Annotated in this window: 12 protein-coding genes; 10 read left to right on the plus strand and 2 right to left on the minus strand. The window is 41.3% G+C overall.

The features are described from left to right. Nucleotides 1–49 precede the first annotated feature (49 nt). The 10 genes from AC1DG9_RS03790 (at nt 50) to AC1DG9_RS03835 (ending at nt 9,420) form a co-directional block, all read left to right on the plus strand. On the plus strand, nt 50–913 hold the full coding sequence (locus tag AC1DG9_RS03790; RefSeq protein ID WP_477634319.1) for a sensor histidine kinase: 864 nt from the start codon (nt 50–52) through the stop codon (nt 911–913). A gap of 25 nt (nt 914–938) precedes the next feature. Further along, nucleotides 939–1,655 carry a LytR/AlgR family response regulator transcription factor gene (locus AC1DG9_RS03795; RefSeq protein WP_337715804.1) on the plus strand — a complete coding sequence of 239 codons (717 nt, stop codon included), beginning with the start codon at nt 939–941 and terminating at the stop codon, nt 1,653–1,655. A 200-nt stretch (nt 1,656–1,855) separates the two neighbouring features. Continuing rightward, a complete protein-coding gene (locus AC1DG9_RS03800) occupies nt 1,856–2,584 on the plus strand; it encodes a DUF1223 domain-containing protein (protein ID WP_477634327.1) in 729 nt (242 codons plus the stop codon). A gap of 42 nt (nt 2,585–2,626) precedes the next feature. Further along, the gene (locus tag AC1DG9_RS03805; RefSeq protein ID WP_172660888.1) at nt 2,627–3,016 is read left to right on the plus strand and encodes a DoxX family protein; all 390 of its coding nucleotides are present in this window, start codon (nt 2,627–2,629) and stop codon (nt 3,014–3,016) included. Between the two features lie 258 nt (nt 3,017–3,274). Then, nucleotides 3,275–5,629 carry a hypothetical protein gene (locus AC1DG9_RS03810; protein ID WP_477634320.1) on the plus strand — a complete coding sequence of 785 codons (2,355 nt, stop codon included), beginning with the start codon at nt 3,275–3,277 and terminating at the stop codon, nt 5,627–5,629. Nucleotides 5,630–5,679: 50 nt separating this feature from the next. Beyond that, nucleotides 5,680–6,126, plus strand: coding sequence for a GNAT family N-acetyltransferase (locus AC1DG9_RS03815; RefSeq protein WP_337715799.1), 447 nt, complete (start codon nt 5,680–5,682; stop codon nt 6,124–6,126). A gap of 8 nt (nt 6,127–6,134) precedes the next feature. Further along, a complete protein-coding gene (locus AC1DG9_RS03820; RefSeq protein WP_337715797.1) occupies nt 6,135–7,328 on the plus strand; it encodes a winged helix-turn-helix domain-containing protein in 1,194 nt (397 codons plus the stop codon). Between the two features lie 147 nt (nt 7,329–7,475). Next, nucleotides 7,476–7,838, plus strand: a complete 363-nt coding sequence (locus AC1DG9_RS03825) for a nuclear transport factor 2 family protein (protein ID WP_172660884.1) — start codon at nt 7,476–7,478, stop codon at nt 7,836–7,838. Nucleotides 7,839–7,915: 77 nt separating this feature from the next. Then, nucleotides 7,916–8,761, plus strand: coding sequence for a glycoside hydrolase family 16 protein (locus tag AC1DG9_RS03830; protein WP_477611792.1), 846 nt, complete (start codon nt 7,916–7,918; stop codon nt 8,759–8,761). Nucleotides 8,762–8,859: 98 nt separating this feature from the next. Continuing rightward, complete coding sequence (locus AC1DG9_RS03835; RefSeq protein ID WP_337715795.1) at nt 8,860–9,420, plus strand: DUF922 domain-containing protein; 561 nt, start codon at nt 8,860–8,862, stop codon at nt 9,418–9,420. Here AC1DG9_RS03835 and AC1DG9_RS03840 read toward each other — a convergent pair. Further along, nucleotides 9,417–9,812: an energy transducer TonB gene (locus tag AC1DG9_RS03840; protein WP_172660881.1), complete on the minus strand. Its 396-nt coding sequence runs from the start codon at nt 9,810–9,812 to the stop codon at nt 9,417–9,419. The two genes, AC1DG9_RS03835 and AC1DG9_RS03840, sit on opposite strands and share 4 nt — an antisense overlap. Before the next feature lie 53 nt (nt 9,813–9,865). Then, nucleotides 9,866–12,553, minus strand: a complete 2,688-nt coding sequence (locus tag AC1DG9_RS03845; protein ID WP_337715793.1) for a family 78 glycoside hydrolase catalytic domain — start codon at nt 12,551–12,553, stop codon at nt 9,866–9,868. Nucleotides 12,554–12,625: the final 72 nt, after the last annotated feature.

A 12,625-nucleotide genomic window follows, 5' to 3' on the forward strand; every position in this document is an offset into this window, starting at 1 on the left:
TTTAGAAGCTGCGGTGAATGCAGGTATCACAGCGGCTTTTGCGGTAACGATGTGGTACTTCAATATCTATATGCTTTCGCGAAAAAGCAATAAGACCCAGGGTCAGCAGATCTCTTACCGTAAACTACTGAAGTCCCTGTTATTCGGACTCGCTGTAATGCTCGCACTGGCTTATATCCAGCAGCTAATACTTTCCCATATTGAATTTGGCCCCACGATGCTGATGGTAGAGGTTCGGGGGATCTTGATTAACMTGGTCTTCTATATGTTTTTAAACCTGCTGCAGCAGAACTATGAGAACCAACACGTAAATATGGAGTTGGAGCGCTTCAGAAACGACAACCTCAGCGCGCAGTATGACCTGCTCAAACAACAGGTCAATCCGCATTTCCTTTTCAACAGTCTGAATACCCTGAAAGCCATGGTGGAGAGCAATGATGAGCAGTCGGTAGATTTCATCCTGAAACTGGCTAACTTTTACCGATACACCTTAGAGAGCCGCAAGCTGGATCTCATTCACGTTCGTGAAGAGATGGATATCCTCAACGCCTACCTTTTCCTGCAAAAGGCCAGGTTTGATGATGGTTTTATATTTACCAGCAAACTGGATGATGAAGTGCTGGAAACGCTTATTCCGCCCTTTACCCTACAACTGCTTGTGGAGAATTGCCTGAAACATAACATCGTCTCCTTACATCGGCCATTAAACATCAGTATCTACCGCGAAGCAGGAATGCTGGTAGTGGAGAATCAGATACAGCTAAAGAATAATGAGGAAAGCTCTCTGGGAGTTGGTCTCAAAAATATTGAACTCAAGTACAGTCATTTGCTGGACAGGAAAGTGGAGATCCTGAACGACCAGCAATTATTTCAAATCAAACTTCCATTAATCTATGAACATCATCATCATTGAGGACGAATTACGAACCGCCAAATCATTGGAAAATATACTCCGGGAACTCCGACCCAATGCCAAAATCACGGGCGCGTACCAAAGTATAGAAGAGTCGGTAGCGGCGTTATCCAAAGGACCACAGCCCGACCTGATTTTCATGGACGTTCAGCTGGCAGATGGCCTCAGCTTTGAGATTTTCAAATCGGTAACAATTAGCTGCCCGGTGGTTTTTTGTACAGCCTTTGACGAGTATTCGCTTGAGGCTTTTAAGCGTAACGGAGTGGATTACGTGCTGAAGCCATTTTCAAAAGAAGATATTGCCGGGGCCATGAAAAAAGTGGATGACCTGAAAAACTTCTTTCAGCAAAAGACGATTCCGGATCTGAGCGACCTGCTGATCCAGATGGTTCAACCTGCGGAGAAGACGAGTTTCCTGGTATTCAAGCACCAGAAATATACCACAGTACAGATCGCACAAATCGCCTATTTCTACATCCGGAATGAGTCCACTTCGATCATGTGCTTCGACGGACAAGAATTTTCCCTGAACCAATCCCTGGATCAGGTTACCGGCTCGGTTTCACAAAAGCAGTTTTTTAGGGTGAACCGACAATACCTGATCAACTTCAGTGCAATTAAGGAGATTGAGCATTATTTCCTGCGTAAGCTATATGTGAAATTGGTAATCGAAACTCCGGATAAACTGCTTATCAATAAAGAAAAATCGACCTCTTTCTTATCCTGGATGGAGAACCGTTAACAACAATCCAATTGAAGGGGCGCCCTGTCTATGTGGCGATCCCAATTGTCCGATTCAATCCGAATCTCCTGTTTTTGGGTATCCTTAGTCCCTAAGTTTGGATCAAATTAAAGATTCAAATTATGAAAAGGATACAACTCACCATGCTTTGCGCATTAGCCGTCATCTTATTGCTGACCGCGACCCTGGCCAATAGATCAATGGCCTCCAAATCATCTATCTCACAAACGATAAAAGGGGATGGCTTCGTCGTTCTCGAACTCTTTACTTCCGAAGGCTGTTCCAGCTGTCCGCCAGCAGACGAGCTATTGGCTAAAGTGCAGCGCGAAGCCGGAGACAAACCCGTTTATGCTTTGTCTTACCATGTAGATTACTGGGATAACCAGGGCTGGCGTGATGTGTTTAGCAATCCGGATTACAGCAAACGTCAGTATCAGTATGCAAGCAAGCTTCGCGCACAGGTTTACACACCGCAAGTAGTGGTTAATGGTAAAACGGAATTCGTAGGTTCCAATGCGTCAGCGATGAATTATGCCATAGCAAGTGGCATTAGCGGTAGCGCAGTCAACACACTGCAACTGCAGGGCAAGCAGCAGGGCGCAAAAATGAGCCTCGATTACCAGGTAACCGGAAAAACAACTGACGATGAACTGCTGATCGCGATCGTTCAAAAGAACGCAGTTCATCAGATCAAACGTGGGGAAAATGAAGGCCGTACATTGAGTCATGTGCAGATTGTAAGGAGCTTACAGACTTTCCAGCTGGATCAACCCGAAAAAGGCCAGATTAGCATTGAACTACCCAAAGCATACAGCGCAACAGGATGGGAAATCATCGGTCTGCTGCAGGATAGAAAAAGCAGCGTCATACACAGCGCCACCAGGGCAATATTCACCGCCGGCGAATTTAAAGACATTAAGGTAAAATAAATTGCAAACAATTAAGTAAGACAGTACATAAATATAGAAATCATGAATACTAAAACAACAAACATAACCTTCTGGATCGGCATCGTTTTAACTTCCCTATGGTTCGGTGCAAGCGGATTCTTTGAACTGACCAAAAATGCTTTGGTTTGGGAAATTACCCAGCAACTTGGTTACCCTGCGCATTTTATTTACCTGCTGGGGGTGGCTAAAATATCGGGCGTCATCGTGCTCCTGATTCCCGACAAATTGCTGAGATTAAAAGAATGGGTATTTGCCGGAATCTTCTTTGATATTATCTTCGCATTCGGGTCAAAAGTAGCCGTCATTGGTGTTGGGACAGCCACAGATGCCGTGGTAGCCTTAGTGATGGTCAGTGCGACCTACGCGATGTTCAGAAAGCGCTATCCGGTGGCTTACCAAAAAATTGAGTAAGATTTCAAGCCTGGGTCACGCCGGCGCTTTTGCCATTACGAAAAGCAAAAGAAACAAAAAWCTTTTGATATGCATCTTGTTCAAAAAGTTCAAAATTGAAAGCCATAACTTCAGCGCCATAGGTCAAAAAAGCATCAACAAGTGTCAAAATTTGAATAGTTTATCAGGGATTCAATTTATATTTTAGCTTTATTATTTATTCAATTTCATTTCTTTTACTGGTGAAAACCGAAGTATAAATTAGATTCCTTTTTATTCATGAAAAAAACAGTCCTGGTTATTTTTACACTTTTGGTCCAATTTTTTAATGCATCTGCGCAGCAAATCAATCTAAAAACAGACGATCTGAGCCTCARCATTTCCCAGACTGGTCAGGTCGCCGCAATGCTAAATCCTAAGACTGGAAAAAATTACCTTGCTATCGGAGAAAAGGCCCCTTTATTAAGTGTTCGTGTCGCCGAGGAATGGGAAGAGCCGGCTCAAGCTGTATTTAATAGTAAATCAGGTGTCATTATCCTGAATTTTATGAAGGCCAAGGTTTCCGCAGAAATAAAAGTTGTCCAAAAGAAAACCCACCTTGTTTTCGAATTAATTCGTTTGAACACAAAAGATAAAGTAAATGCAGTTGTCTGGGGCGCATATCCAACTATTATTGGGCAAACGATTGGAGAAGTGGTTGGGGTGGTACGTGATGGTGAATATGCGATCGGGCTTCAATCATTAAACGTAAAAACCATTGGAGGTGTTTTAAAAAATGCTGAAGGGGCGGATTATTCGCGAGGTTCGGTGGCGGTTAGTCAGTCCTATGGGAGTAGTTTACAGGCATTCAGTCTGGATCGATCAAAAGACCGCAAAATCACGGTTTGGAATCAATATCCGAATATGCCGGTTAATGCAATACCCAATGAAACTACAATAGGTTCAAAGATTGCCCTTTTTGGATGTTCCGAAAATCAAGTGCTATCTCGTATTGGAACAATTGAGCTTGCCGAGGGGCTTCCACATCCATTGATTAACGGGGTTTGGCATAAACAGTCCCCTGAAACCGGGAGGGCCTACATGATTACGGATTTTGATGAAAGTAATATAGATACCTTATTGAATTATGCAAAACAGGCAGAACTCATGTCCGTTTACCATGAAAGTCCGTTTCAATCCTGGGGCCATTTTGTTTTAAATCCTGCAAGTTTCCCAAATGGGAATGCGGGAATGAAAGTTTGTGTTGATAAAGCATCAAAAAAAGGGATTCGTATAGGTGTACACACACTTAGTAATTTTATCAATACGAATGATCCTTATGTTACACCGCTGCCCGACAAGCGCCTTGCTTTAACTGGTTCCTCCATCCTAACAGAAAACATCACATCGTCTGCTACTGAAATTGTTGTTGAATCTAATGAGTATTTTAAGAACATAAAGCCAAGTACATTACATGCTGTTCAAATCGGTGAAGAAATTATCCGTTTCCGTGAAGTGACATCAGAACGCCCATTCAAATTGTTGGATTGCCAGCGAGGTGCTTATGGAACAAAAGCATCCGCTCAGGAAAAAGGGGCAGCAGTAGGGATGATGATGGATTATCCCTATAACACGCTTTTTACAAATTTTAGCCTTCAACAGGAAATTGCAGGGATTTTAGGTCGTTTTTTTACTGAAACTGGGGTTAGCCAAATGGATTTTGATGGTCATGAAGGATGTCTATCCTCGGGGGAAGGTGATTATGGTATGCAGGCTTTTGCCGAAAAGGTTTTCAAGGATACCAAGCAGACCTTGGTTAACGGCACAAGTCGTTCCAGTCATTATTATTGGCATATTTGTCATTATTGGAACTGGGGAGAACCATGGTATGGCGGATTTCGTGAATCCCAGGGAGATTTTCGTTTGGAAAACCAACCTTTTTTGGAAAGAAATTACATGCCTAATATGCTGGGATGGTTTTTACTTTCTTCAACAACAACGGCAGATGACATCGAATGGATGATGGCAAGAGCTGCCGGTTACCATGCAGGTTTTGCTTTGGTTGCACGCTATAAAAATTTGCAAAAAAATCCAAATACTACTCAGCTATTAGCTCTGATCAAGCTTTGGCAGGATGCTTATAAAAAGAAAATTTTCTCTCCTGATCAATTGACAAGATTAAAGAATCCGGAAAACGATTTTCATCTGGAACATAATAACCAGGGTTGGAAACTATATCCATTTAAAAAATTCAAATTTGAACATACTAAGCAGGTGCTTCAGCCTGGACAACCAACCTTTTCGGAATGGCAGTTTGTAAATGGTAATGCAGAACAACCCTTAAATTTTACCCTTACTTTTATGGGAAAAGAAGGTGTAATCAGTAATCCGTGGATTGAATTAGATGGATATTTTAAACTTGAATTGCCGGGCGAATATGAAGCAGGAAACTCAGTTGTATGCAATGGAACAACTCTTAAAATTTATGATAATAAGGGGAGTTTTAAGAACGAAATTGCATTAAAACAGCCCATTCCACGCCTTAAGTCTGGAAAGCATACCATTAAATTTGATTGCGGATTTCCTGATGAAAATGAACTGACAAACAGGTTTATCATTAAAACAATCAGCAGTCCTGAAATCATCTCAAAATAGAAATGTATTAGTATCTTGGTGGGTAGTCCGGGAATTTACGTTATACGTTTATGAAAATTACTTATCGGAAATTAGAATCTTCAGATATCAAACAGCTATTGGCCCTGGTTGGGGTATATGAGCGGGTATTTGAAATGCAGAATTTTGAAATGCCATCGGTTGCCTATTTGCAAACCTTGCTGGAAAATCAGCAGATCGTTTTTTTTAGTGCGCTTGACGATTATGAAAACGTAGTTGGTGGAATGACAGCTTACATGATGCCTTCCATATATTATGCTGCCCCTGAAGTTTATATATACGATTTGGCTGTTGAAGTAGCATGGCAGCGCAAAGGTGTTGGCAGGAGGCTAATAGAGGAGCTCAAGTCGTTTTGCAAGGGGCATGGATGTAAGTTTGTTTTTGTGCAGGCCGATCTTGCAGACCAGCATGCTATCGACTTTTACCGGTCGACGGGTGGGATCCAGGAGGATGTGGTGCATTTTGATTATCAGCTTTAAGGTTTTAGATGGAATCTATTGTCCTTACCCAGTCACAGGCACGGAAGATCATCCTTGATGCCGCCGGGCTCGCCCGAAAAGCACAATTCGGAACTGGAGTAGAAGCTGTTTATAACGTAATTGATCATCTCGGTTTTGTGCAGTTGGATACAAATTATGTTGTGGAACGTGCCCATCATCATGTGATGGCTGCACGTATACCGGATTATCAAACAGAATGGCTGGCCAACCTTAGCGAGGATGGCCGAATTTATGAATACTTCAGCTCAGATGCAGGTTATCTTCCGATGGGGGATTTCCGCTTTTCCCTGCCTGTAAAAAAGGCCTTTGAAACACAAGGAAAACCGCTCACTAAGCCGGAAGTTAATTTAATGACACAGATTCTGGACCGGGTGGAAAGGGAAGGGGCGCTAATGGTTGGAGATTTCGAGAACGACCGCTTAGCAGCAAGCTCCGGCTGGTGGGACTGGAGACCCGCTAAGGTTGCCTTGGAAAGACTTTACCTGAACGGCAAATTGATGATCAGCCGGACCAAAGCCTTTCAGAAAACCTATGATTTACCCTTTAACTTAGTGCCGGAGGAAACAGACCTCAGCATGCCTACAGATGAGGAATACGCTCGTTTTGTGATCTATCGCACTCTAGGCGCACTGGGTATCTGTTCTGCCAAGGAAATGGCCTGGCGTGCCCGTCGTGTGAAAGGCAACCTGGTTAAAAAGGAACTGGAAAAAATTATTCAGGAAGGAAAAGTAAAAATGGTAATTGTAGAAGGCTTGAAAGGCCCGCTCTATATGCTCCCCGATCAGGAAATTAACGTTAAACTTTCCAACGATGTTTTCATTCTTTCGCCCTTCGACATCCTCAATGTCTTCCGTCACCGCTTAAAGGACTTTTTTAATTTCGATTACCAGATCGAATGTTTTGTGCCTGCCCCTAAACGCCTGTACGGTTATTTTTCACTTCCTGTACTGGCAGGGGAAACTTTTATCGCAAGGATGGATGCCAAAGCCGACCGCAAACAAAAAATGCTGATCGTTCATAACATCCATTTTGAATCCGTGGATCTTGAGCAGCGCATTATTGAAAAGTTTGTTCAAGCTTTAAAAGCATTCGTTCAATTCAACCAATGTAAGGACATTGTTTTCAAACGGTCCAACAATGAAACTTATCTGGATTCGATCAGCAAAAGTTTTTCTGAATAGATTGTTATCAAATCTTTATAAAAAAGCTCCATCTACAGCATTCTGGTTTTTATTTCCGATCACTGCCAAAATAACCCAAACGTAACATTTGGGAAACAATTAAAAGGCAGATTTGTAATAACTTAGAGATAACTTAAATATAATCGTATGAATACTCAGGAAGTAGCTGACAAATTAGTACAGCTTTGCCGTGAAGGCAAGCACGCAGAGGCCATTGATGAACTGTATGCAGACAATGTAGTTAGTAAAGAGCCGAAAGGATCTCCGATGGAATTGACGGAAGGCAAGGAGGCCGTTAAAAATAAAACGTTGCATTGGGAACAAAGCGTAGCAGAAATTCATAGTGCATCGACCTCAGATCCGCTTGTTGCGGACAACCATTTTTCTATAGTTATGGATATAGACGCCACCTATAAAGAGCATGGTAGAATGCCGATGAGCGAGATTTGTGTGTATGAAGTTAAAGATGGTAAAATCGTAGCCGACGAATTTTTCTATAGAATGGGTTAAAATGTTGGAATAAAACTCAGAATGATTACCTTAAGGGATGCATATCACTTGTATTAGAAATGAATATGGTAAATAAAATGACTTGCATCCTTTTTGCTTTTGCCCTTGGCGGAACGGTAAATGTATCCGCGCAGAAAGCGGATCCGGAATCGATTTACACAAAAGAAGGTTATAAATTGGTCTGGGCAGATGAATTTAACAACAATGGTAAACCTGATGCTACAAGTTGGACGCACGAGCAGGGCTTTGTACGCAACGAAGAAGCCCAATGGTATCAACAGGATAATGCCTGGTGTGAAAACGGGCTGCTTGTTATTGAAGGAAGAAAGGAAACCAGACCTAACCCAGGTTTTAAAAAGGAATCCGGGGATTGGAGAAGTAACCGAGAAAATGCGGAATATACTTCGTCAAGCATAAAAACCGCCGGTAAACATTCCTGGCAATATGGTCGTTTTGTGATGCGGGGTAAAATTGATGTAAGCTCCGGGCTTTGGCCGGCATGGTGGACGCTCGGTGTATCCGGAGAATGGCCTTCCAATGGCGAAATAGACATGATGGAATATTACAGAGGGAAATTACTGGCCAATATTGCTGTTGGGACTTCAAAAAAATATCAGGCGGAATGGCACAGCAATTCCAAGTCCATCATAGAATTGGGTGGACCCGAATGGGTCTCAAAATTCCATATCTGGCGAATGGACTGGACAGAAAAAGACATCGCCTTATATATAGATGAGCAGCTGCTGATTAAAGTAGATATGGATAGTCTTTACAATAAAGATGGCAGTAATACACATCCATTTAAACAACCTCATTACATGCTGTTGAACCTGGCCATGGGAGGTACCAATGGAGGTGGGCTTGAAAACACCAAATTCGCCAACCGTTTTGAAGTTGATTATGTACGTGTTTATCAGAAGTAGCCAGCTTTCGGTTTGTGTTTAGTGATGGTTGGAAAAAGGTGAAAGATGACTGGCATCATTATTGGCCTTATTGAGCGTCATCATAATGGTAATCTCCTATGGATATCAAGTTATTTTTCCCCTTTGTTTCTTTGCTAAAAAGATCTGTATTTATTCTTTTGCTTTTGGCGCAGGCGCATTCTTTTGCGCAAAGCAATATTTCTAAAGACATTCCGGTAATTGACATTAGCTTTTTCAAAGGTCCTGTGCCCAATAATACATCCTTTGCAAGCATGACCTATATCGATTACAGTTACGGTTTTAACATAGAGGGTACGCGACGTTCAAAAGATGTGAAAGTAAAGGTCGCCCTGACGATCAGTCCTAACAGTTCCCGGAGTTACCTCGACAAATCGAGAATAAAAAATGAGAATTTAGATCAGTTAATCGCTCATGAACAGGGGCACATTGTTATCGGGTTCTTTATTGGAAAGAAGGTTCAGGATGCCCTAAATGGGAGCCATTACACCAAAAATTATAAGAATGAGATCAAAGCCAATTACAAGAAGTTTTATCAGGAGTTCGAAAAACTGCAGCATCAATATGATGAAGAAACCAATCATGGTGCAGATAAAGAAGCCCAGATAAAGTGGAATAGAAAAATTCAACTGCTGGATTAAATACCAAAGCCAACAGGCATGTTTAGCAACATACGCACTGGTTTGTCCTTGTAATAGGCTGGTTCAGTAAACGATGTTTTTTGAACTGCCGCTACTGCAGCTTCATCACAGCCATGACCAAGTTTTCTATCAACTTTGATGTTAGATATACGTCCATCCAATTCAACGATGAATGACAAAAATACCCGGCCTTTAATTCCAGCCTCCTTGGCGCCTTTAGGGTATTCCAGGTTAGCATTTACCGCTTCATAAAACTTTTTCATGCCACCTTTAAATTTAGGCATTACCTGAACGACCGTAAATTCATATACGGTCGTATCTGATTGTGATTTTTCCTGAGCCAAGCCAGTAAGGTAAATGACAGTACATAAGAGCGTTAATAGTAATTTCATATCGTAAAATAATTAAAATTTAGTTGAATATCAATCTAAGAACAAAGCTGTTTTTATATTATCTCAAAGCTATATACACCTGATTGAAATTCGATCTGATATTTATTGTTGGTTTCTTTTGCGAAAGTGCTTTGTCCGGAATCATACTTTATCTTCGTTTTATTTGCAGGTAAAACAAAAGTTGCTGAACTATTTTTAGGGACCTCAATCAATACCTGCAGCTTTCCATTATCTCGTTTCCATTCTGAACGTATTTTCCCAAATGAACTATTGTATGAGGATTTGCAATAATTTAAATCGGTTATAAGTTTTGGCTGAATTAAAAAATGTTTCATACCCACACTTGCCGGATCAACTTTTATCCCTGCAATACCTGAATAAAACCATTCCACCACGCTTCCAAACATAGGGTGGCACCTGGAGCCATCGCCATTCCACGATTCCCATAAAGTGCTGTTTTTGCTGTCCAGTAAATAACCAAAGCCCGGGGAATCTTTTTGATTCATAATTTGGTAGGCAATATCATCCCGGTTATTTTGTGAAAGCACTTTTATCAGCAGGGGAGTTCCTAAAATACCTGTATCAAAATGGTAATTAATTTCCTTTAGATGCGCTAGTAACGAGTTGAAAACGATCTCATAGTTCTCCTTTGGTACCAGGTCAAAAGCTAGGGCAAATACATCAGCACCCTGCCTGCCTTCCCAGTAGGTTTGTTTGGAGGTGTTATAGTACGCTTTATTGAAATTTGTTTTTATTTCATTTGCAAGGTTCTCAAATTTTTGAGAATCATCATTTTTACCCAATGTCTTTGCCACTTTTGTCATGATATTGGTAACATGATAAAAGTAGGCTGTGTTAACCAAAGGTGCCGGAATTTGAATATTGTTGGGCGTACACCAATCTCCTAAACACCATCCGTTAGGTTCTTCTCTGGTTATTAATCCGTCTTTGTCGGTTCTGGTTTGCAGGTATTCCACCCATTGTTTCATGCCGGTATAATGCTCGGCCAAAACTGTGGTATCTCCATAATAAGAAAAATAGGTCCAGGGCATAATTACATAGGCCGACCCCCAAGCCGGCCCACCTCCGCCACCGCCAAAAGGGGCTGTGTGCGTAACAAATCCGGTTTTTTTATTTCTGGCATCGTCCATATCGTTGAACCATTTGCGATAAAACTGACGCATATCATAGGTGAGAATGGAACTTTCTATGATCACCTGCCCATCTCCTGTATAGCCTAGTCTTTCTCTATGAGGACAATCGCTGCTGATACTTCCATGGAAGTTTGCATTTTGTGTTTTGATATAGGCTGTATTTATCTTATTTAAAAATGGGTTTGAACATTCGAAGTTTCCATTTGATTTTACATCCGTGTGGACTTCTTTTATTTTTAAACTCTCCTTGTCAAGGCTTACATCCTGGGTAATTAATTCAATTCTTCTGAAAGCATGCCATGTAAATTTTGGCTCCCAGTTTTCTATCCCTTTCCCTTTCAAGACGTAGCTGTCGAACTGACCATAATCATCACCTTCCTCGCTGATATACCTGATTTTAATCCGACTGCCTGCTTTTCCTTGAACAGTTATTGCTGCCCAGCCTGATATCGTTTCATCTAAATGATAGGAATAAACAGAGTCTTTTGTTTTACCCTCAAAAGCAGGTATCAGCGTTCTGGTAATTTTATCAAAAGGTGCTAGCTGTGGGTGTAAAGTACCGGTAGGTGAACGCACTAAGATTGCCGGTTTCCACTGCACATCGGAATAACCGATTTTATTCCATTCTCCTAATTCTAATCGTGCATCGTATTTTTCCCCGGTAAAAATACCATCCTTCAATAAGGGCCCGTTTGCTGTTTTCCAGGTTTTATCGGATCCGATGATTTTGCGACTTCCGTCTGCATATTCTATTTCAAGTTGAAAAATTAACCTTGGCGCATCGTACCACATATCGCCTTCAACCCTTCGATCTCGTTGATTGTACCATCCATTGCCAAGTTGTATTCCAATCGCGTTGTTTTTTTGAAGCAGATAATTGGTAACATCGAAACTGTTATATAGCACACGTTGGGTAGACTGATCATCATAAGGATAAAGTAATTTCTTGAGTGGTCTTTTATCATAATTGGTAACCGCAGGAGCCAGCACCTGGTCCCCAACTTTCCTTCCATTTAAAAACAATTCATAAAACCCCAGGCCACTGATGTGAACTATAGCTTGTTTTATTTTTTTTTCGGCTGTGAATTCTTTACGAAAAAAGGGAGAGGGATAAGTAATCGCCGAATCGGGAAATGGATTTTCGAAGGCGCCAATCCATTTCCCTTGCCAGTCTGCGGCTTTTAATAATCCCATAGACCACGAAGCTGTCTGGCTCCAATTAGAGGCCATATTTTTTTCATCCCAAATCATCACTTTCCAGTACAACTTTTTTCTGGACGCTAAGGGCTTACCCTTGTAGAAAACCTGGGTTGAGTTTACAGAATTTATCTTGCCACTATCCCAATAATCACCTTTATTTTGCTGTAATAAAGAGATACTGCTTGCCACTATTATCCGGTATGCCGTTTGACTATTTGCTCGATACTCCGATGCCATTTGCCAGCTTAGCCCAGGATGTTGATGCTCAATAGCTATTGGATTTGAAAGCTGTTCGCATTCGAGTTTTTCAATATTGGGTGCTAACTGGTTACTGAAAATGAAGGTTGGAACAAGCAGGAATAGAATATTGGTAATGATTATTTTCATTTAATATCACTTAGCGTTTATAAAGCAAACTACGATTTTAATTATAGTTTTTTGTAATTTTATAAGATCTAT

The sequence above is a fragment of the Pedobacter sp. 05L430 genome (assembly GCF_056397585.1).